The 21041-nt window shown below is 36.0% G+C and carries 19 protein-coding genes; 9 read left to right on the top strand and 10 right to left on the bottom strand.

The genetic code is table 11. The features are described from left to right. The 3 genes from MR062_RS16565 to MR062_RS16555 are packed head-to-tail and all read right to left on the bottom strand — an operon-like array spanning position 1 to position 2091. Positions 1-351, bottom strand: coding sequence for a carboxymuconolactone decarboxylase family protein (locus MR062_RS16565; protein ID WP_242206327.1), 351 nt, complete (start codon positions 349-351; stop codon positions 1-3). Then, positions 344-1174 carry a twin-arginine translocase subunit TatC gene (gene tatC, locus MR062_RS16560; protein WP_242206325.1) on the bottom strand — a complete coding sequence of 277 codons (831 nt, stop codon included), beginning with the start codon at positions 1172-1174 and terminating at the stop codon, positions 344-346. The genes MR062_RS16565 and tatC overlap by 8 nt, the downstream gene beginning before the upstream one ends. After that, positions 1174-2091 carry a KpsF/GutQ family sugar-phosphate isomerase gene (locus tag MR062_RS16555; RefSeq protein ID WP_394800549.1) on the bottom strand — a complete coding sequence of 306 codons (918 nt, stop codon included), beginning with the start codon at positions 2089-2091 and terminating at the stop codon, positions 1174-1176. Before MR062_RS16555 ends, tatC begins: the two co-directional genes overlap by 1 nt. Before the next feature lie 386 nt (positions 2092-2477). Here MR062_RS16555 and MR062_RS16550 point away from each other — a divergent pair, with 386 nt between their 5' ends. Further along, positions 2478-4682, top strand: coding sequence for an ATP-dependent DNA helicase RecQ (locus MR062_RS16550; RefSeq protein WP_242206321.1), 2205 nt, complete (start codon positions 2478-2480; stop codon positions 4680-4682). A gap of 38 nt (positions 4683-4720) precedes the next feature. Here the strand turns inward: MR062_RS16550 and MR062_RS16545 are convergent, their stop codons facing one another. After that, entirely contained in the window at positions 4721-6331 is a 1611-nt protein-coding gene (locus tag MR062_RS16545) for a sulfatase family protein (RefSeq protein ID WP_242206319.1), read from the bottom strand. 146 nt (positions 6332-6477) lie between these two features. Between MR062_RS16545 and MR062_RS16540 the strand changes: the two genes are divergently transcribed. The 5 genes from MR062_RS16540 (at position 6478) to MR062_RS16520 (ending at position 9591) form a co-directional block, all read left to right on the top strand. Then, positions 6478-7410 (top strand): peptidylprolyl isomerase, encoded by a 933-nt coding sequence (locus tag MR062_RS16540; protein WP_242206317.1) that lies wholly within the window; start codon positions 6478-6480, stop codon positions 7408-7410. 415 nt (positions 7411-7825) lie between these two features. Beyond that, a complete protein-coding gene (locus tag MR062_RS16535) occupies positions 7826-8371 on the top strand; it encodes a YfiT family bacillithiol transferase (protein ID WP_242206314.1) in 546 nt (181 codons plus the stop codon). Further along, positions 8372-8857: a GNAT family N-acetyltransferase gene (locus MR062_RS16530; RefSeq protein WP_242206312.1), complete on the top strand. Its 486-nt coding sequence runs from the start codon at positions 8372-8374 to the stop codon at positions 8855-8857. Between the two features lie 91 nt (positions 8858-8948). Beyond that, positions 8949-9248 carry a nucleotidyltransferase family protein gene (locus MR062_RS16525; RefSeq protein ID WP_242206310.1) on the top strand — a complete coding sequence of 100 codons (300 nt, stop codon included), beginning with the start codon at positions 8949-8951 and terminating at the stop codon, positions 9246-9248. Next, positions 9241-9591 (top strand): HepT-like ribonuclease domain-containing protein, encoded by a 351-nt coding sequence (locus MR062_RS16520; RefSeq protein WP_242206308.1) that lies wholly within the window; start codon positions 9241-9243, stop codon positions 9589-9591. Before MR062_RS16525 ends, MR062_RS16520 begins: the two co-directional genes overlap by 8 nt. A 21-nt stretch (positions 9592-9612) precedes the next feature. Here MR062_RS16520 and MR062_RS16515 read toward each other — a convergent pair whose 3' ends face one another. The 5 genes from MR062_RS16515 to MR062_RS16495 all read right to left on the bottom strand — a co-directional run bounded on the left by MR062_RS16515 (position 9613) and on the right by MR062_RS16495 (position 14050). Continuing rightward, positions 9613-10170, bottom strand: a complete 558-nt coding sequence (locus MR062_RS16515) for a thioredoxin family protein (protein ID WP_242206306.1) — start codon at positions 10168-10170, stop codon at positions 9613-9615. A 245-nt stretch (positions 10171-10415) separates the two neighbouring features. Continuing rightward, positions 10416-11225 (bottom strand): anti-sigma factor, encoded by an 810-nt coding sequence (locus MR062_RS16510; protein WP_242206304.1) that lies wholly within the window; start codon positions 11223-11225, stop codon positions 10416-10418. A gap of 8 nt (positions 11226-11233) precedes the next feature. Next, positions 11234-11767 carry an RNA polymerase sigma factor gene (locus MR062_RS16505; protein ID WP_242206302.1) on the bottom strand — a complete coding sequence of 178 codons (534 nt, stop codon included), beginning with the start codon at positions 11765-11767 and terminating at the stop codon, positions 11234-11236. Between the two features lie 79 nt (positions 11768-11846). Beyond that, positions 11847-12860 (bottom strand): UDP-N-acetylmuramate dehydrogenase, encoded by a 1014-nt coding sequence (gene murB / locus MR062_RS16500; protein WP_242206300.1) that lies wholly within the window; start codon positions 12858-12860, stop codon positions 11847-11849. Then, on the bottom strand, positions 12860-14050 hold the full coding sequence (locus MR062_RS16495) for a pyridoxal phosphate-dependent aminotransferase (protein WP_242206299.1): 1191 nt from the start codon (positions 14048-14050) through the stop codon (positions 12860-12862). Before MR062_RS16495 ends, murB begins: the two co-directional genes overlap by 1 nt. 127 nt (positions 14051-14177) lie before the next feature. On the opposite strand from MR062_RS16495, the gene MR062_RS16490 reads away from it, so the two are divergent. Next, a complete protein-coding gene (locus MR062_RS16490; RefSeq protein ID WP_242206297.1) occupies positions 14178-15524 on the top strand; it encodes a retropepsin-like aspartic protease in 1347 nt (448 codons plus the stop codon). Between the two features lie 75 nt (positions 15525-15599). Here the strand turns inward: MR062_RS16490 and MR062_RS16485 are convergent, their stop codons facing one another. Then, the gene (locus MR062_RS16485; protein WP_242206295.1) at positions 15600-16193 is read right to left on the bottom strand and encodes an RNA polymerase sigma factor; all 594 of its coding nucleotides are present in this window, start codon (positions 16191-16193) and stop codon (positions 15600-15602) included. 126 nt (positions 16194-16319) lie between these two features. Between MR062_RS16485 and MR062_RS16480 the strand changes: the two genes are divergently transcribed. Together MR062_RS16480 and MR062_RS16475 are read left to right on the top strand one after the other, a co-directional pair. Beyond that, entirely contained in the window at positions 16320-17483 is a 1164-nt protein-coding gene (locus MR062_RS16480) for a FecR family protein (protein ID WP_242206293.1), read from the top strand. Between the two features lie 272 nt (positions 17484-17755). Continuing rightward, the gene (locus MR062_RS16475) at positions 17756-21031 is read left to right on the top strand and encodes a SusC/RagA family TonB-linked outer membrane protein (RefSeq protein ID WP_242206292.1); all 3276 of its coding nucleotides are present in this window, start codon (positions 17756-17758) and stop codon (positions 21029-21031) included. Positions 21032-21041 lie beyond the last annotated feature (10 nt).

Here is a 21041-nt window from a genome sequence, read left to right as displayed (position 1 = left end):
TTATTCGCCTTGAGACTCCAACGCATCCCAAAACTCGTAGGCTCGGCGCAAATGCGGGATAACGATAGTGCCACCAACCAAAGTGGCAATACTTAAAGCTTCAATGACTTCTTCTTTTTTTAACCCTATGTTGTAACTGGTTTCTAAATGGTATTTAATGCAATCATCGCAACGTAAAACAGCCGAGGCTACCAACCCCAATAACTCTTTTGTTTTTACATCCAGGGCGCCTTCAGTGTAAGCATTGGTATCTAAATTGAAAATACGCTTGATAATCTTATTGTTATCAGCGAGAATTTTATCGTTCATTTTAGAACGGTAATCGTTAAACTCCTTTACGATATCAGACATGTTGTATTTCTTTTTTACTTTGGTTTCTAACCACAACTTTAGAAATATAAATACTAACTTGATATAAGATTAAAATAGGAATGGCTACAATAACCTGACTGGCAATGTCTGGCGGTGTTATGACTGCTGAAAGTATTAATACAATAACCAAGGCATACTTTCTATATTTTCTTAACACTTCAGGGGTAACCAAACCAATCTTGGTTAAAAAGTAAATAATGATTGGCAACTCAAAAATTAGGCCCGATGCTAATGCTGAAGAGCGTACTAATGCAATGTATGAGCTTATATCAATTTGATTGTCTACTACTGTTGATACACTGTAATTGGCTAAAAAGTTTATTGATAAGGGGGTTATAACGTAGTAGCCAAATAATACGCCAATAAAGAACAGCAGTGAAGAAATAATAATAAATCCTCTAGAGTGCTTACGTTCGTTTTCGTGTAAGCCCGGGCTTACAAACTTCCATAGTTGGTAAATGACATAAGGGAACGAAATAATAAAACCTGCCAGAATAGCCGTCCAGATATCTGCCGAAAATTGCCCTGCCATTGTCCTGTTTTGTATAATCATGGGGATTTCCTCTGCGCAAAATGTGGTGTTCACATTAATATAGGTAGCTGCTTTGCACAACATTTTATAGGTAGGAAAGCTCATGTCTTTTGGCGCAAAAATGATGTCGTCAAAAATAAATCGACTAAAAATAAAAGCTAAGGTAGCTACCGATACTACGGCAACTACAATTCTAATTAAATGCCAGCGTAAATCTTCTAGATGATCTAGAAATGACATCTCGTTGATGTTCTTTTTTTGTTTTGCCATTATATAATTCCTTCTTTTATAAGGTCGTGAAGATGGATAACTCCCGCATAAAGCCCTTGTTCTTCAACCAAAAGTTGTGAAATGCCATTGTTTTCCATAACATTTTTTGCATCTACCGCCATGGCATCTGCTTCAATTCGTTTGGGGTTGCTGCTCATAATATCCTTGGCCGTTAATTGTGAAAAGTCGTCTGCTTTGGCAAGCATTCTACGTAAATCACCATCGGTAATGATACCAATAATTTTATTTTGTTCTACAACTGCTGTAACGCCCAACATTTTTTCGGTAATTTCTACGATAACCTCTTTAATATTGGTGTCACTGCTTACTTTAGGTTTTTGGTTTACCGAAGCAATGTCCTGTACCCTTAAATATAATTTTTTGCCTAAAGCACCGCCAGGATGGTATTTTGCAAAATCCCTACTCGAAAAACCTCTTAGTTCCAACAAACAAACGGCAAGCGCATCCCCAATAACCAATTGGGCTGTTGTACTGGTCGTTGGGGCCAGATTGTTAGGACAGGCTTCTTTTTCTACATAACCGTTTAACACATAATCGGCTTGTTGGGCTAAAAATGAATCGGTGTTGCCTGTTATGGCAATCATCTTGTTTTTAGCTCTCTTAATTAGGGGGACTAAGACTTTTATCTCTGGGGTATTACCGCTTTTGGAGATACAGATAACGACATCGTCTTCTAGAATTAATCCTAAATCGCCATGAATGGCATCGGCAGCATGCATAAAAATAGCTGGGGTACCGGTAGAATTTAAAGTAGCTACAATTTTGCTTGCTATTATAGCGCTTTTTCCTATACCGGTAATGATAACCCTGCCTTTAGATTGGTATATTAAAGTTACAGCATTGGCGAAATCTTCATCCACTAGGTTTGATAAATTTGAAATGGCTTGACTTTCCATTTCAATAGTATGCTTTGCTGTACTAATGATAGACTGTTTTTGGCTCAAAATTTATTTACTTTTTAGTTGAAGCTTTTAAAGATTTTGTTATCTTTAAAATTATTATTCAAATAAATCTTATTTGATTTGAAATTTCCGTTACAAAAGTACATGAATTTTTTCATTTGAAAATTCATAAAAAGCAAATGAAAAAATTATATGGACTGATGTAGTGGTTACTGAAGTGAAACTAAGTTTTGCAATTTTTTAGATGCTAGATTTAGTTTTTACGGAAGAAAACTAACAAAAAAATCATTGAGGGATCTCTAAATATATTACTAAATTTATTATTACTATTTTAATAGTTTAGTGTATTTTAGTATGTTCAAATAAATTTATCATGTTTCATGTTAATAGCAAAAAGTGACTTGCATGCCGCGTTAAAAAAGTATTTTGGGTTTAACAAATTCAAAGGACTGCAAGAAGGAGTTGTAGAGAGCATTTTATCTGGGGATAACACCTTTGTTATTATGCCTACTGGGGGAGGGAAATCCTTATGCTATCAATTGCCAGCCTTAATGCAAGAAGGAACGGCTATAGTGGTGTCTCCTTTAATCGCATTAATGAAAAACCAGGTGGATGCCATAAGAGGTGTATCTAATGAAGAGGGCGTTGCCCATGTATTAAATTCTTCACTAAATAAAACAGAGGTCAGGCGCGTAAAGGAAGATATCGTTAATGGCGTTACCAAATTGCTTTATGTAGCGCCAGAGTCGTTGACCAAAGAAGAAAATGTTGACTTTTTACGTTCGGTAAAAATATCATTTATGGCCATAGATGAAGCACACTGTATAAGTGAGTGGGGTCATGACTTTAGGCCGGAATACAGAAACCTTAGGCATATAATAGGAAGAATAGGGGAGAATATCCCAATTATAGCATTAACGGCTACAGCGACGCCAAAGGTTCAAGAGGATATTATTAAAAATTTAGGTATTCAAAAGGCAACCGTATTTAAGGCGTCATTCAATAGGCCTAATTTATATTATGAAGTACGGCCAAAAACCAAACAGGTAGACGCAGATATTATAAGGTTTGTTAAACAAAACCAAGGTAAGTCGGGTATTGTCTATTGTTTGAGTAGAAAGCGTGTTGAAGAGTTAGCGCAGGTCTTGCAGGTAAATGGTATTAAAGCTGTGCCTTATCATGCAGGGCTGGATGCCAAGTCAAGATCGAGTTATCAGGATATGTTCCTTATGGAAGATGTAGATGTTGTCGTGGCTACTATTGCTTTTGGTATGGGTATCGATAAACCCGATGTGCGATTTGTTATCCATCACGATATTCCCAAAAGTATCGAAAGTTATTATCAGGAAACGGGACGTGCCGGACGTGATGGTGGCGAAGGCCATTGTTTGGCGTTCTATTCATATAAAGATATAGAAAAACTGGAAAAGTTCATGTCTGGAAAGCCTGTGGCAGAGCAGGAAATAGGTCATGCCTTGTTACAGGAAGTGGTGGCTTTTGCCGAAACATCCATTTCCAGAAGAAAATTCATACTGCATTATTTTGGTGAAGAGTTTGATAACGAAACAGGAGAAGGTGGTGATATGGATGACAATGTAAGGCATCCTAAAAAGAAGCATGAGGCCAAAGATGATGTTAAGTTATTGCTCGAAACCGTTAAAAGCACTAATGAAAAATACAAAGCCAAAGATTTGGTGATGGTAATTGTTGGAAAGGAGAATGCATTAATAAACTCCCATAAAACCAACGAACAACCATTTTTTGGTTTGGGAAAAGCCAAAGAGAAAAAGTATTGGATGGCTTTGTTAAGGCAACTTTTAGTGGCGGGTTATCTTAAAAAGGATATAGAAACATATGGTGTAATAAGGTTGTCGGGTGAAGGAAGAGCCTTTATAGATGCTCCAGTATCGTTTATGATGACCGAAGATCATGTTTTTGATGGCGGACAAGATGATGGTAGCATTATTACAGCAGCCAAGGGTGGAGGTGCCGTAGCCGATGAAGTACTAATGGGTATGCTTAAAGAATTGCGTAAAAAGAATGCCAAAAAGTTGGGTGTGCCGCCGTTTGTGATTTTTCAAGATCCTTCATTGGAAGATATGGCTTTAAAATATCCAACTACTATAGCAGAACTTGGTAATGTTCACGGGGTTGGTGATGGTAAGGCCAAAAAGTACGGAAAGGACTTTGTGGCTATGATAGCCCAATACGTGGAAGATAATGATATTATTAGACCAGATGATTTGGTTGTTAAATCCACAGGGAGTAACTCGGCCAATAAATTATATATCATACAGAATATTGATAGAAAACTGCCGCTTGATGATATAGCCTCTTCCAAAGGCATGAGTATGGAAGACTTTATAAAGGAAATGGAGGCTATTGTTTATTCGGGCACCAAATTAAATATAGACTATTGGATTGACGATATTTTAGATGAAGACCAGCAGGAAGAAATTCACGATTACTTTATGGATTCAGAAACCGATAGCATCGATGCGGCCATTGATGAGTTTGAAGGCGATTATGACGATGAGGAATTAAGGCTGTATCGTATTAAATTTATAAGTGAAGTAGCCAATTAAGGCATTAATTAAACTGAATTTTTTAGACAAAGGGTATGTTATTTAATGTACCCTTTGTCTTTATATATTTGGATGTAATGGTTGTTTAAACTATCGGAGTCTTTATAATTTTTCCTAATATTCTTAAGTTTCGTTTTTAGTTCCTTTACAATTGAAGCATAATCTGGATCCAGGTATACATTGTTTATTTCATTAGGGTCTTTATCCCTGTCGTAGAGTTCCCATTCATCTACATCGTAATAAAAATGAATGAGTTTGTATTTTTTAGTAGCAATGCCGTAATGCCGTTTTACGGCGTGTTCGGCTGGGTACTCATAATAATGGTAATAAACAGCATCCCTGTCCCATAATTCTTTTTTACCTCTTAATAGCGGAACCAAACTCTTGCCTTGCATATCGTTTGGTGTATTAATGCCTGCCATTTCTAAAAAGGTTTGGGCAAAATCTAGGTTTTGTACGAGTTCGGTTTCTGTGGTTCCTGGAGTAATTTCATTTGGCCATTTAATGAGCAATGGTGTTTTAAAGGATTCGTTGTACATCAAACGCTTGTCAAACCAACCGTGTTCCCCTAAATAAAATCCCTGATCTGAAGTATAAACCACAACGGTATTGTTGCTTAATTTTTGATCGTCCAGATAATTTAATAAACGGCCTACATTTTCATCAACCGAAGCAATACATCCTAAGTAATCCTGCATGTAACGTTGGTATTTCCAAACCATTAAGGTGGAATCGTTCATTGTTTGGTACTGTGCTTTAAAGTCGTTATTTATAGGATCGTAAATTGAGTCCCAACTTGCTCTTTGGGCTTCCGTCATGCGGTTGATAGGACGGTTATGTAATCCGCTATATTCAATATTTAATTCGTCAATAGTTTCTTTGCTTAACTTATTGTCGTACCCTAAATGCATGTGTTTTAAAATATTCATTTCGGCAGTTTTTGCTGCTGCACCCCTAGTGTTATAATCATCGAATAATGTAGCGGGTATAGGGAATTTCTTTTGTGTAAATGCCTTATAATGCCTTTGGGCAGGGAGCCAACTACGGTGAGGAGCTTTGTGCAAATACATTAATAAAAAGGGTTTGGCGGTGTCCCTTCTTTTTTCTAGCCAATCTAAAGTTAGGTCTGTAATAATATCGGTAACATAACCATTAACAATGGTGTCTCCTTTAGAGGTTATAAATTTAGGATTGTAGTAATCCCCTTGTCCGGGCAGTATTTTAAATTCATCGAACCCTTTGGGATTGTTTCCAAAATGTAGTTTGCCAAACATAGCCGTTTGGTATCCTGCTTTTTGAAATAATTGGGGGAAGGTAACGTTTGTGGTATCAAAAGGCGATAGATTATCTATTTTACCATTAATATGCGAATGTTTTCCCGTAAGAATAACAGCTCTTGAAGGGGCACAAATGGAATTGGTAACCGAAGCATTGGTGAATAACATGCCTTCGTTAGCAATTCGGTCTATATTAGGTGTTTGGATGAGCTTGTCGTTATAGGCGCTAATGGCTTGATAGGCATGGTCGTCCGACATTATAAAAACGATATTAGGTCGTTGTTGGGGCGTTTTTTTTGTTTTTGAACAACTTTGACCAATAAATAGTAAGGAACCTATTGTGATTACCAAATACCAAGAGATTGAACGCATTGAATGTATTTTTAAGTTATTGCTAAAATAAGGCTATTTTGCGATACATACTTTACAAAATATAACACTTTCCTAATAATTTTTGTCATCATTTTATAGATATAAAAGCAATAGCTATCTTTGCAGTCCATTTAAAAAACAAAATGATGCAAGACGGATTATACGCAAAATTCAATACAACAAAAGGAGAAATACTAGTTGCTTTAGAGTACCAAAGAACCCCGGGCACAGTGGGTAACTTTGTAGCTTTAGCAGAAGGGAATTTAGAAAATGCTGTAAAACCACAGGGAACACCATATTACGATGGTTTGAAATTCCATAGGGTTATTCCAGATTTTATGATTCAAGGGGGCTGCCCACAAGGTACTGGTACTGGTAATCCGGGATATAAATTTGATGACGAGTTTCATCCAGATTTAAAGCATGATGGTCCTGGGGTATTATCTATGGCCAATGCAGGGCCTGGTACTAACGGAAGTCAGTTTTTTATAACCCATGTGGAAACGCCTTGGTTGGATAATAACCATACGGTTTTTGGTAAAGTACAAACTGGTCAGGACGTTGTAGATGCCATTGCACAAGGTGATGTTATTGAGACTTTGGAAATATTACGAATTGGAGCAGAAGCCGAAGCTTTTAATGCCGTTGAAGCCTTTAGGACTTTTGAAGGGGCAAGAGAAAAAAGAATAGCAGAAGAAAAAGCAAAGGCCGAAGCCGAAATGGAAAAATTAGCAACTGGATTTGATAAAACCGATAGTGGTTTGCGCTATCAAATCATCCAAAATGGCGATGGTGTTAAAGCTGAAAAAGGTAAGACCGTTTCCGTACATTATAAAGGCCAGTTGGCAGATGGTACAGTGTTCGATTCATCGTACAAGCGTAACCAACCTATCGATTTTGCTTTAGGAGTTGGACAGGTCATCCCAGGTTGGGATGAAGGCATTGGTTTGCTAAAAGTAGGCGACAAGGCGCGCTTTGTAATCCCTAGCCATTTGGCTTATGGCAGTGCTGGTGCAGGGGGTGTTATTCCGCCAAACGCAACACTTATTTTTGATGTTGAACTTATGGGTGTAAAATAAGCAGCGAACCAATTCCGAAGCATTCGGAATTGTGTGAGTCGCTTACCCTGAGCATAGCCGAAGGGTCTTTATGGGGATAGACGAGTGTTGACTGCGAACCAATTCTGAAGCATTCGGAATTGTGTGAGTCGCTTACCCTTGTCGTCGTTGTAAATGTTGGACATTATCTAAGCAAAGTAAAAACCTAGTGTCTTATCAATCCCAAAAAGTCGGTTTATGATGTGCCTTTTGAAGCGGTACATCGTTGGAAATGCTCGCTATAGCTATGGCTATGCCTGTGCTTTTCGCCTCGGACCACTCCAAAATCCATCATTATTTTACTCGAAGTTTCAGGGTTGACACGACACTAGCTGATAATTGAAAATAATATTGAAAGGCTATCTTTTTTAGATAGCCTTTTTTTTATATTTATAATATGGAAAATCAAGAGTTAGAGCAATTACGTTATCCTATCGGAAGATTCGAGCGTCCAGATACTATAACCAAAGCACAAATAGAAGCATGGATTAAAGTTTTAGAACAATTCCCATTGCGGCTAGAAGCTTTGGTCAAGCCATTATCAAAAGCGCAATTAGATACGCCATACCGTCCAGGTGGGTGGACGGTGCGCCAGGTGGTACACCATTTGTCTGATAGCCATCATCATAGTTATACGCGTTTTAAATGGGCCTTAACAGAAGATAAGCCAGTAATTAAGGCTTATAACGAAGCGAATTGGGCAGAGCTTCATGATAGCAAAACAGCACTCATACCCATGTCGTTAGAACATTTAAAGGCTTTGCATTATAAGTTGGTATACTTACTGAAAGGGTTGAGCGAAGCCCAATGGAACAAAAGTTTTATCCACCCCGAAACCAATAGTGAAGTGCCGCTTAAACTAAATGTTGGCATTTATGCCTGGCATAGCAATCACCATTATGCCCATATAGAGAACTTATTGAAACGAAACGGTTGGATTTAAATGATTAGACCAGTTCATATAAATGATGCCCAAGATCTGTTGGATATTTATAATTATTATGTCCTTAATACAGCGGTAACTTTCGATATCGCTCCATTGTCCTTGGAAGCCTTTCAGAAAAAAATGAATACCATAAACGCAACCTATCCTTTTTTGGTTTTTGAAGACGACAAAGGTATTTTAGGCTATGCCTATGGCAGTCGATTTAGGCCAAAACCTGCTTACGATCATGTTGTGGAGTCGACGGTCTACGTAAAGCATGATGCCCAAGGTAAACATATTGGAACCCAACTTTATGCCGAATTAATAAAACAACTCAAACAAGCGCAGTACCATACGGTCTTGGGGGTGCTTACCATACCTAATGATGCCAGTATAAAGCTGCATGAAAAATTTGAATTTAAGCAAGTTGCTGAATTAAAAGAGGTTGGTTTTAAATTTAATACCTGGCAGACTATTGGTATTTGGCAGTTGCAGCTAGAGTAATTAGAGTTCGATTCTATAACGATTATCATATAGCTAACTTCCATAATGCCAAAGATTGGGAACCTTAATTAAAATATCTTAAATTTGATATATGATTATAACCGAACATAATAAAAAATTAATTAAGTCGCTGTGTGAAAATCATCTTGTAGAGAAGCTCTATTTGTTTGGTTCTGCTACTGGAAATCAATTCACAAAAAACAGTGATATTGATTTTTTGGTAAAGTTTCGGAAAATTGGCTTAGAGCAATATTTTGACAATTATATGTCTCTAAAAGAAAAACTTAAAAACATTTTCAAAAGGGAAGTAGACCTTGTTGAGGAACAAACTCTAAAGAACCCAATCCTTATCAAATCCATAGATAAAAGTAAAGAGTTGATTTATGGATGAACGAATCTTAAAATGGCTTTTTGATATAAAAATGGCAGTTGAAGAAGTAAATCTGTATTTTGAAAGCACAGATAAAAGTTTCCATGAGTATCAAAATAATAAAATGCTAAAAAGGGCAGTAGAAAGAAATTTAGAAATAATAGGTGAAGCAGTTAATAGAATTATAAAAAGAGACGCTTCCTTTGCAGAGATTATTTCAAATTCTAAGGCAATTGTTGGATTACGAAATCAAGTAATTCATGCTTATGATAATATATCTGATGAAAATATTTGGTCCATAATTATAAGTCATCTTCCAAAATTAAAATCAGATGTAGATAAGCTTATTTTGGAAAATAAATAACGAATCGTTAAATAATAATTTTTAAACTTTCCACTTAATATTACAACCAATACTAGGTTTTTGTGGTCTGGTATTAACTTTGTTTTCCAATAGGCAATCTAGGGCATATCTTAAATCGTTGCCTGTTACAGGGATGTCATTTCCTGGTCTGGAATCGTCAAGTTGACCTCTGTAGGCTAATTTCAAATCCTCATCAAAAACATATAAATCGGGTGTGCATGCAGCGTCATAGGCTTTAGCAACGGCTTGACTCTCATCATATAAATATGGAAATGGGTAGCCTTCAATTTTAGCATGCGCCTTCATGTTTTCTGGGCTGTCCTGCGGGTAGTTCTCGACATCATTGCTTGAAATGGCAATAAAACCAATGCCTTTTATTGCATAATCGTGGGCAAGGGCAACCAATGCTTTGTTCACATGGACCACAAAAGGACAGTGGTTACAAATAAACATAATTACTGTGCCTTTGGTTCCTTTTAGCTCATTTAAATCCAAAATAGCATCACTTACGGTGTCTGGAAGTGAAAAGTCTGGTGCAAGGGTTCCTAGAGGAAGCATATTTGAAGGTGTTCTGGCCATAATAAAAATAGTTTTTACAAAGTTCGGGATAATCTATACATTTTAAAAATGAGTAATGCTTAAAGTCTATTTTTATTGTAAAGATTAGCTTATCTATGGTGAATTTGGCAAGCGGGAGTTTTAGCTCGTAAGCTTAATAAAAATTATAAAGTCGTTAGGAACTGATTAACAGTTTTTTACTAAAAAGCCCCAATACATTTTGTATCGGGGCTTTTTAATATAAAATTTTTCTTTTTCTATTTTTTTTATTGTAAGCTTATGTGTGCTACCGAATTGTCTAGCGACGCTATAGAGTTCCCTCCTTTAGGCTCTATGGTGATGTTTAGGGCTAAAGCATCTTCTGTATAAGGAATAGCCCTTAACTGCCTGTCTTCCTCTGTTAAAATACCCAAGCTTACCATTTTACCTTGTAGTTCGGCCCATATTTGGTAACATTGTTCTTCGGGTAGTTTTGGAAGGGAAACCACATCAATCATAGAGGTCTTCTCTCTTGGGTTAATGTAAGCCACCGTTTTTAAATCTTTAGCGCGACTGTTCCCTTGGATAATGTACTTGTAAGTTTCCGGGTCGTTAAGCTTTACAAACTGTTGCATTACCGCATCCAGTTTTTTATTGTTCTTTTCAATATCACTTCTCAAATCAAAAAGCTCGTCAACAACAGTTTGGTTTTCTTCACTTAAGAGATCGTTATAGTTGTTAAGCTTTTGGTTTTGCTTAAAGAACATAAAGCTTGTGCCGGCAAAAATAATTGAAGCCACACAGGCCGCTACACCTATTTTATACCAAGATTTATATTTTTGGAATGTGCTTATGTTAACAACAGGGGCGTCATCAAGTTCATCTAAAATAGTATTTAAGATGCCTTTAGGGGCTTCAACGGCATTGCTTTTTGCAATAACCTCTAGGTTAAATTGCATGGTGTTGTATGCATTTTGTACCTCTGGATATTTTGAGATGTAGGTCTCAACCTGTTCTGTTTCGGCAACAGTGGTCGTGCCTGTTAGATATTTTTCTAAAAGCCCAGAGTCTAAAAAAGTATTTATTTTTTCATCCATGACATTTTTTATTGAGGATCGTAAATTTTTTTCAATTCACGTAATCCAATTTTTAATCTCGATTTTATAGTACCTAGCGGAATATCTAATTCGTCGCTAGCTTCTTGCTGTGTCATACCCTCAAAAAAGAGCGCATTAATTACAATTTGATATTTTTCGTCTATAGTTTTTAAGTGTTTCTTTATATCTAACACATCCTGATTTAAGGTGTTCGATGTTATCTTATATACGGAAGAAACCTCGATTTGGACTTCCTTCTCGGTTTTATTTTTTAAGGATCGAACTTTGTCTATAGCCGTATTGTAGGCAATTCTATAAAGCCAAGTAAACAGTTTTGCTTTAGAGGCATCGTATTTTTTGGCATAACGCCATATTTTTACAAAACTCTCTTGAAGAACATCTTGAGCGATTTCGTCGTCTGAAATAATCTTTTTAATAACGCCATAAAGAGCATCGGCGTAATTGTTGTACAGCAAAGTAATGGCACGTTTATCGCCAATTTTGAGTAACGTAACTATTTCTTTTTCTATTGCTGAAATCAAGATGAATAAAATAGGTTTAACGTATGGTTTGTAATAATACTTAGATTATTTCAAATGTAGAAATTTCTTTTTACACTTTTTACAGAATATTTACTTCGGCTTCAATAGGAATACCAAAAATCCTTTCTATTGTTTTTTGAATTAACCTTGATAGGCCTAGAATGTCTTCTCCTTTAGCGTTGCCATAATTAACCAAAACCAAAGCTTGTTTTTTATGGACACCGTAATTACCAAATCGCTTGCCTTTAAATCCGGCTTTTTCAATAAGCCAACCGGCCGGTACCTTTACTTCGTCATTAGAAACAGGATAGCTAGGCATGTCATTAAAGGATTGCAATAACGACTGGTACTGCGTTTTTGGTATCACGGGGTTTTTAAAAAAACTACCGCTATTTCCAATTTCTTTGGGGTTAGGTAGCTTACTTTCCCTTATTGCTATAACGGCATTGGAAATATCTGTAATGGTTGGTGTGTTCACTTTCATAAGTTCTAATTGCGAAGCAATGGCCCCATAATTAGCATGAATCTTATGGTTTTTCTTGCTTAGCTTAAATGTAACGCTAGTAATAACGTATTTTCCTTTGGCTTGTTGTTTGAATATGGAATTTCTATAGTCAAAATTACAATCAGCTTTAGAGAAGGTCTTAAGTGTGTTGTTGGTAATAGATAAGGCTTCACAAGACACAAAAGTATCTTTGAGCTCCACACCATAGGCGCCAATGTTTTGTATTGGTGCAGTGCCTACATTGCCAGGAATAAGTGATAAGTTTTCAATGCCACCATAACCTTTATTAAGGCACCATAATACAAATTCATGCCAGTTTTCGCCAGCACAGGCTTTAACGGTCACTGCATCTTCAACTTCAGAAACAATTTCAATGCCTTTAATGTTTAAGTGTATTACAAGCGCCTCTTGGTCTTTGGTAAGCAATATATTGCTGCCTCCGCCTAAAAAGAGCTTGTTGGGATGGTCTTTTAACTGTAATACGGTTTTTAAATCCTCAATACTAGATACTGAAATGAAATATTTGGCAGTAACATCTATACCAAAAGTATTATAGGATTTTAGGGATATGTTATGTTGTATGTACACTAGTCTTTATAAACTGTTAAGGCTTTCTTTATAATGCTTACGGCTTTTATTAAACTTTCTTTTTTAAGTACGTAGGCAATGCGAATTTGGTTTAGCCCTACATTTGGCGTAGAGTAAAATCCAGCTGCAGGAGCAACCATAACGGTCTCACCATCAATATCGAAATGTTCTAAAAGCCACTGTGCAAAATGGTCGGCATTTTTTATAGGCAATTCTACCACGCAATAAAAAGCACCGTTGGGTTTTGCTACTTTTACCCCTTCTATTTTTTCCAATTCCTGTATTAAGGTGTTACGACGCTCTACATATTCTTCAATAACATCATCGAAGTAACTTTGCGGTGTTTCTAAAGCGGCTTCACTGGCTATTTGGGCAAATGTTGGTGGACTTAAACGGGCTTGTGCAAATTTGAGGGCGGTTTGTATTACGGTTTTGTTTTTGGAAACTAAGCATCCAACCCTTGCACCACACATGCTATAGCGTTTGGATACCGAGTCGATCATGATGGCATGGTCTTCAATGCCTTCTGCTTGCATTACGGAGTAATGTTGGTGGCCATCGTATGCAAACTCACGATAAACTTCATCTGCTAATAAGAACAAATCGTGCTTTTTAACAAGGTTTGCCAATTTTGTAATTTCTTCTTTTGAATAGAGGTAGCCTGTAGGGTTTCCAGGGTTACATATTAAAATAGCTTTGGTCTTTGAGGTGATTAGTTTTTCGAACTCCTCTATTGGCGGGAGTGCAAAATTATCTTCAATTTTAGAAATTACTGGAACAATATTAATGCCCGATGCAGTTGAAAATCCATTATAATTGGCATAAAAGGGCTCTGGAATAATCACTTCATCGTCTGCATCCATAATAGAGCCAAAGGCGAACAAAAGTGCCTCGCTTCCCCCCGTGGTTACAATAATATCGTCATGATTTACTTGAATATCATTTTTTTGGTAATACTGGGCAATTTTTGTGCGATAGGCTTCAGAACCTTCAGATCGTGAGTAAGCCAATATCTCCAACGATTGGTTCTTTACTGCATTCAGTGCAACCTCAGGTGTTTTTATATCGGGTTGTCCAATATTTAAATGGTATATGGTTTTACCTTCTTTTATAGCGTTTTCTGCATAAGGAACCAGCTTTCGTATGGGCGATTCTGGCATTGATGCTCCTTTGTTGGATATGTTCGGCATAGTTTTAGTTTTATTTGAGAATGCAAATTTGAGAAAATTATCTTAAATTTTTTTTAAAAAAAGGGCTTAAATGACAGCGCTATTTTAAAGATTCGTAAATTGATTGGGTAAATTTTGTTTTATATTTATGCAAAACGCATTAAAATTCATTTTAATTATCTTCTGTATAACCCAGACGGCTTTTTCACAGAGTAGGTTTACCGTTCAAAATAAAGGCAAATCAGATAAGGTTAAGTTTAAGTTTATTAACAACCTAATTGTTATTCCTGTGGAGGTAAATGGAGTTGAGTTGTCTTTTTTATTGGATACAGGAGTAAGTAAGCCTATAATTTTCAATATTTTAAATATTACGGATTCCTTAAAAATTAAGAATACCCAGCGGATAAACCTCAGGGGCTTAGGCGAAGGAGAAGAAGTAGAAGCTTTAAAATCTACAGGTAACGTCATTAAGGTTGGTGATGCCATTAACTTAAATCAGGATATTTATGCGGTTTACAATTCAGATTTAAATTTCGGACAAAGGTTAGGGATTCCTATACATGGTATTATAGGGTTCGATTTATTAAGGAACCTGGTTGTGGAAATAAATTATTCGCGAAAATATATCCGACTTACCGAACCTAGAGCCTATGAATATAAATACTGCAAAAAATGTGTTATGCTGCATTTGGAGTTTTATAATAACAAACCTTACATTAATGCTTTGGTTAATATTAACGACAAGGATATTCCTATAAAACTATTGATTGACTCCGGAGGTAGTGATGCGCTGTGGCTTTTTGAGGATGACACCTTGGGTATAAAATCTGGCGATAAGTTTTTTAATGATTTTTTAGGGCATGGTCTAAGTGGAAGTGTGTACGGAAAGCGTTCAAGGGTTAAAGCTTTTTCGTTGCAAGACTTTACCTTAAAAAATGTAAATGTGGCATTTCCCGATTCGTCATCAATTTCGTATGCAAGACGGTTTAAGGATAGAAATGGTAGTATTTCTGGAAATATCTTAAAACGGTTTAACCTTATCATAGACTATCAGCATGCATTAATTATCCTAAAAAAGAACAGTTATTTTAAAAGCAAGTTTACTTACAATAAAAGTGGCATAGAGCTAGCTCACGAAGGTGTAAGGTTGGTTAGGGAAAAGGACGAGTCTATTCAAACCGGCGATGCTACTGCTTCTAGTGCAGAAAATAGAAACGGAACACGTATTGTTTTTGATGCCCGCTATAAATTATCTCTAAAGCCAGCTTACAGTATTGTTGAATTAAGGCAGGGCTCTCCAGCAGAAAAGGCAGGGCTTAAGTTAGGTGATATTATCTTGTCTATTAATGGCAAACAAGCCCATCAATTTACTTTGCAAAATATAACGCAGATGTTCTATGATGATGCCGGAAAGCGAATTCGATTAAAAATAGATAGGGATGGCGTTGTTATGGGGTTTTCGTTTGTTTTGGAGGATGTGTTTGAGGATTTATAAATAAGAATAAGGCATTCAATATTAGCTTTATGCGTCGTACCTCTCTTTAAAAAAATAAGCTAAAAGGGGGGGAGTTTAGGCCCTTTTTGTTTTGCCAAATAGCAAAAAAAGCAAATGTTTTATTTTATGGCCAACACGTTCTCTAAGTAAACTATATGCTTTGGTCAAGTGGCCTTCCACTGTTTTTGTGGAAACATTTAAGTATGCCGCAATTTCAATATTGGTGAGCCCTTCTTTTTTGCTTAAAAGGAACGTTTCTTTGCATTTGGCAGGCAAATTAGAAATGCCTTCAGTGATTAATGCTAATTTTCGTTCCAGTAATTCGGTATTGTTATCATCAATAGATTCATCTAATGCCTCCATATAAGCACGTTCAATAGAAGAAATAGCTCTATTTTTATGGTACTGGTTGATGAACTTATTATAGGTCATCTTAAAGATGTAATTCTTCAATGCATAGGATTCGTGTAGTTTTTTTCTATCTCTCCAAATATTTAAAAATACCTCTTGGACGACATCTTGCGCCATCGCCCGGTCGTTGGTCAAGCTAATCGCATAATTAAAGAGCAACCTGTGGTAGGTTGTCATTAAATACTTGTAGGCTTCTTCATTACCTCGCTTTAAATGCGATATGAGCACCGACGGATTTTCAAATTTTGAAGACATCATAACGGTTAAAATACATCAAACTTTATGTAAATGTCATAAAAATTAAATAAAAACTAAAAAAACTTATAAAAAAAGCAAGGGTTTTTAAATTCTGCTTTGCTATAGGGTAAATGAATGTTTAGAAGAATGACTCCAAAGATTGAAAAAATAATAGTTAAATACTTAACGAACTCGGCAACGGTATCTGATCTCGACTTACTTTCAAAGTGGATCGAAGAGGAATCCAATAAAGTATTGTTTAAGGAATTTGTTAAGACTCATTTTGCTATTCATTGTAACATGAACGATCCTGAAACAGATCTGGCTATAGGAAGACTGTTACAGGCAATAAGAAAGGAAAGGGCTTTTGTTTATAAAATTAAAAAACAACCTATTTATAAATATGTTGCTGCGGCTTCTGTATTGCTTGTTGTTGGGCTTACTCTATTTTTGAACAGGGCAGGAGAATCTTATGAATTACATGAGCCATCCATAGTTAATGAAACCATTGTGCCGGGTACAGACAAAGCAACTTTGACCTTAGAGGATGGTTCACAAATAGCCTTGGAAAAAGGAGCTTTTATACAAACGTCTAGAGCCAACAGTAATGGCGAACAAATTGTCTATAAAAAGGAGAGTGGAAAAACAAAAGAGTTAAAATATAACTATTTGACAATACCCAGGGGAGGACAATTCAATCTTGTGCTATCAGATGGTACAGAGGTTTGGTTAAATTCAGAATCCCAGTTAAAATATCCGGTAAGTTTTATTGACGGAGAAACACGTCAAGTAGAGTTGGTATATGGTGAGGCTTATTTTGATGTATCTCCAAGTTCAGAACACAATGGCGATAAATTTAAAGTACATAACAGTTCCCAAGATATTGAAGTTTTTGGAACGGAATTTAACGTTAAAGCGTATAAAGACGAATTTAATGTGTATACGACTTTAGTTGAAGGTAAGGTCGTTGTAGAGGTGGGGGGTGCAAGACAGGATTTGGTTCCAAGTGAGCAATCTAACTTAAATGTAAGAACCATGGGTATTGAGGTTTCCATGGTTGATGTGGAAGAAGTCATTTCCTGGAAAAATGGTGTGTTCAGTTTTAAAGGAAAACCATTAAAAGATATTATGAAAGTGATTTCTAGATGGTATGATATAGATGTTGTTTTTGAAAATAAAGAACTAGAGACTATAACGTTTAAGGGTGTTTTAGGAAAAGATCAGGATATTGAAGAGATTTTGATGACCATTAAAACGTTAAGTGTGCTTAAGGAATATGAAATTATAGGTAATACAGTTGTACTAAAATAAAGAACCAAATAGTAGAAGTTTCTTCTGAAATTCGATATGAATAAAAGGAATTAATAATAATTTAAATTGTAAGCCTATGAAAAAATAAATAACAAAAAGTAAATAAGCAAAAGGGAATCGAGTTAAAACCGTGGAAAGTACAAAACTCAAATCCCCCTTTTTTGATCACTAATTAATTAAGAAGTTTAACTAACTAATAACTTGACAAATTTATGGAAATTAACTTAAAGAATGTTCTAATATATTTTAGAAATAAACTATTAACAATTGTCATGAAAGCCATTATTTTTCTATGTTGCATGACAGCTTTTAGCTTTAGTCCAACAGGAGTGTTGTCCCAAAATTCAAATATTAGAATTAAGGCAGATATAACCTTAACTGTTGATGAAGTGTTTGATCTTATTATGGATCAAACCGATTATAAATTTATTTATCAAGAAGGTGTCTTTGATAGTTTTCCAAAGGTGTTTTTAAATAAGGGAAAGATAAAAACAAACGAGCTATTAAGGAAGAGCTTGTCTACAGGGAACTTTAAAATAATGGTTACCGAAAATAATACGGTTTTAGTCCAGGAAAGACCGGTTAAAGAAAAAATAAAAAATCAAAACCCCGAAATATCGGGAACAGTTACCGATCAAAACGGTCAACCATTGCCCGGAACAAGTATTCTTGAAAAAGGGACAACTAATGGGACGCAAACCGATTTTGACGGGAAATTTTCCTTAAGCGTAAGTAATGAAAAAGCTGTTTTGGTGATATCCTACGTTGGGTTTTTGTCACAGGAAGTGACTATTGATGGTAAAACAGATATTGCTGTTACTTTACAAGAAGATGCAGCTGAGTTAGAAGAAGTTGTTGTGGTAGCATATGGTACTGTGAAAAAATCCGATTTAACAGGTTCTGTAACCTCAATTAAATCTGAGGAAATAGCTGAAACGCCATCCGTTAGGTTGGATGATGCCCTAAGAGGAAGGGCGGCTGGCTTACAGGTTGTGCCAACGTCTTCACAGCCAGGAGCAGCTGCATCAATAAGAATAAGAGGTACCAATTCCATTACAGGGAATAGCAATCCGTTATTTGTTATTGATGGTCTTATTGGGACAGGAAATACTTCAGATTTAAATATTCAAGATATAGAATCTGTTGAAATTCTAAAAGATGCATCTGCTACGGCGCTTTATGGGTCTAGAGCTTCTGCTGGGGTGGTATTAATTACAACAAAAAGAGGTAAAAAAGGAAAAATGACTTTGAAGTATGATTCCTTTGTTTCTACTTCATCTCCTTTACGATTAATTCCGTTCTTAAATGCTGCTGAGTATGGCGCTTTTCAAAATGAGGTGCAAAATACAGATGCTTACCCCAACCCAGAATCTTTAGGAGAAGGTACAAATTGGCAAAAAGAAGTATATCGCAATAATGCACTTACCTTTAGCAATACCTTGTCAATTTCTGGAGGAAATGATAATGCACAATATTATTTGTCTGCCAACCATTTTGATCAAGACGGTATTTATTTTGAAGGTAATTTAAAAAGATATCAAATACGATTGAATGGCGATTTTAAACTAGGAGAGAAATTGAAAATTGGAAACTCCATTGTAATCACTAGAAATTATACACTCCCCGGAAGTAGTGATATTATAAACATTGGGGGCTACTTTCCAACACTTCCGGTGCGGGATGAAAATGGGGAGTTCACAATACAAACTGTAAGTAGTGAATTAAGTGCTGAAAATCCAATAGGAGGACCTACAAAGTCTATAAATGAGAATACAAGATCTCGTATTTATGGAACGATATATGCTGAATTAGAACTATTTAAAAATTTAAAATATAAATTAAGTTATGGGACTGATTTATCACTTTCTAAAAGTGAAAATTATGCACCTTCAACATTATTTGGTCAGCAAAATATAGGGGGCACAGCAACCATTAGTAATTCAGAATTTCTAAGCACCTTAATTGAGCAAACCCTTAATTATAATGTTAGTTTAGGGAAACACAATATAAATGCACTTGCAGGATACACAAGACAACGCTTTTTTAATTCAGGGAGTCTCGTTGGTGTAAGAGGTTTTACTACCGATTTTTTTACATTTAATAATATTGATGCAGGTACCGATAGATTTAGAGCAGAATCGAATGCTTCCGAATCAGGTATAGAATCTATGTTGTTTAGGTTAAATTACAATTTTGACGGGAAGTATAGATTAACACTTAGCGGTAGAAGAGATGGAGCGACTGCATTTGCCGCTAGTGAAAAATATGGGTTTTTCCCTTCTGTAGCAATAGCTTGGACGGCATCTAAAGAAAAATTTATTAAGGACTTAAATGTGTTTAGTGATTTAAAATTTAGATCAAGTTTTGGAACATTGGGTAACCCCGCAGCAGGAGGGTCATCTCTAGCGCGTTTGGGAGCTGGTTTTACTTATTTATTTGGTAATAGTGGAGGTATTTCTAACGGTATAGGACTTAATCGTTTAGGTAACGATAAACTAAAATTTGAGTCTACAGACCAGTTGGATGTTGGCGTAGATATGGGGTTCTTCAATAATAGATTAAGGGTGACCTTAGATTATTATAAGAAGAAAACCCGTGATTTGTTTACATCTGAAGATATTCTATGGCTGGCAGGAGTGCCAAACTCATCAATACCTACAAACTTTGGTACCGTAGAAAACCAAGGGTTTGAATTGTTTGTTAATTCAGTTAATGTTGATTCTAAGGATTTTACTTGGGAAACAAGTTTTAATATTTCAACAAACAAGAATAAGGTTTTATCTATACCAGATGAAGATGGGCAAGTGTTAATCAATAGATTTGGAGGGGTGGTAAATGTTCCGTCGGCAGTTATTGAGGTAGGGCAACCTTTAGGTGCTTTCTATGGTTTTGTGCGTAATGGAATATGGCATACACAGGAAGAGATAGATGCAGCTGGTCTAAATGGTAGAGGAGTGTTTCCTGGAGGAAAGCGTTTTGAGGATATTAGTGGACCAGATGGAGTTCCAGATGGAGTTATAGATAATTTAGATCAGCGAATTATAGGAGACCCGAACCCTGATTTTTATGGCGGGATTAATAATACCATTCGATTTAAAAACTTTGACTTTTCAATGTATTGGGCCTTTACAGTGGGGAATGATATTTTTAACGAAACAGATTCCAGAGTTAATACAGCGTTTGATAATAATGTATTTAAAAAATTTGCTAACCGTTGGACTCCTAGTAACACGGATACCGATGTGCCTTCAGTAAGGGGTATTTTTAGAAGTGAGATAGTTTCTGAAACAGGTGTTTTGGAAGATGGGTCCTTTTTGCGATTGAGAAATATAAGCCTAGGCTATAATCTTCCAATAGAAAAACTTTCTAAACTACCTTTTAGTAAGGCTAGATTGTATATTTCAGGAACCAATTTATTGCTGTTTGACAACTATAGTGGATATGATCCCGAAATTAATAGGGGAAATAGTAATATTAGAAGGGGTTATGACCAAGCACAAGACCCTTCAGCTAAAACATGGACAGTTGGTTTGAATTTAACATTCTAAAAAAAATTAA

The organism is Aestuariivivens insulae, from assembly GCF_022662195.1.
Classification (GTDB): Bacteria; Bacteroidota; Bacteroidia; order Flavobacteriales; family Flavobacteriaceae; genus Aestuariivivens; species Aestuariivivens insulae.
This window is presented reverse-complemented; position numbering and strand designations above follow the sequence as displayed.

Excerpts from the sequence above, each read along its gene's own strand:
- MR062_RS16565 (WP_242206327.1), bottom strand. The coding sequence starts at position 351 with ATGTCTGATATCGTAAAGGAGTTTAACGATTACCGTTCTAAAATGAAC.
- tatC (WP_242206325.1), bottom strand. The coding sequence starts at position 1,174 with ATGGCAAAACAAAAAAAGAACATCAACGAGATGTCATTTCTAGATCAT.
- MR062_RS16555 (WP_394800549.1), bottom strand. The coding sequence starts at position 2,091 with ATGGAAAGTCAAGCCATTTCAAATTTATCAAACCTAGTGGATGAAGAT.
- MR062_RS16550 (WP_242206321.1), top strand. The coding sequence starts at position 2,478 with ATGTTAATAGCAAAAAGTGACTTGCATGCCGCGTTAAAAAAGTATTTT.
- MR062_RS16545 (WP_242206319.1), bottom strand. The coding sequence starts at position 6,331 with ATGCGTTCAATCTCTTGGTATTTGGTAATCACAATAGGTTCCTTACTA.
- MR062_RS16540 (WP_242206317.1), top strand. The coding sequence starts at position 6,478 with ATGCAAGACGGATTATACGCAAAATTCAATACAACAAAAGGAGAAATA.
- MR062_RS16535 (WP_242206314.1), top strand. The coding sequence starts at position 7,826 with ATGGAAAATCAAGAGTTAGAGCAATTACGTTATCCTATCGGAAGATTC.
- MR062_RS16530 (WP_242206312.1), top strand. The coding sequence starts at position 8,372 with ATGATTAGACCAGTTCATATAAATGATGCCCAAGATCTGTTGGATATT.
- MR062_RS16525 (WP_242206310.1), top strand. The coding sequence starts at position 8,949 with ATGATTATAACCGAACATAATAAAAAATTAATTAAGTCGCTGTGTGAA.
- MR062_RS16520 (WP_242206308.1), top strand. The coding sequence starts at position 9,241 with ATGGATGAACGAATCTTAAAATGGCTTTTTGATATAAAAATGGCAGTT.
- MR062_RS16515 (WP_242206306.1), bottom strand. The coding sequence starts at position 10,170 with ATGGCCAGAACACCTTCAAATATGCTTCCTCTAGGAACCCTTGCACCA.
- MR062_RS16510 (WP_242206304.1), bottom strand. The coding sequence starts at position 11,225 with ATGGATGAAAAAATAAATACTTTTTTAGACTCTGGGCTTTTAGAAAAA.
- MR062_RS16495 (WP_242206299.1), bottom strand. The coding sequence starts at position 14,050 with ATGCCGAACATATCCAACAAAGGAGCATCAATGCCAGAATCGCCCATA.
- MR062_RS16490 (WP_242206297.1), top strand. The coding sequence starts at position 14,178 with ATGCAAAACGCATTAAAATTCATTTTAATTATCTTCTGTATAACCCAG.
- MR062_RS16485 (WP_242206295.1), bottom strand. The coding sequence starts at position 16,193 with ATGATGTCTTCAAAATTTGAAAATCCGTCGGTGCTCATATCGCATTTA.
- MR062_RS16480 (WP_242206293.1), top strand. The coding sequence starts at position 16,320 with ATGACTCCAAAGATTGAAAAAATAATAGTTAAATACTTAACGAACTCG.
- MR062_RS16475 (WP_242206292.1), top strand. The coding sequence starts at position 17,756 with ATGAAAGCCATTATTTTTCTATGTTGCATGACAGCTTTTAGCTTTAGT.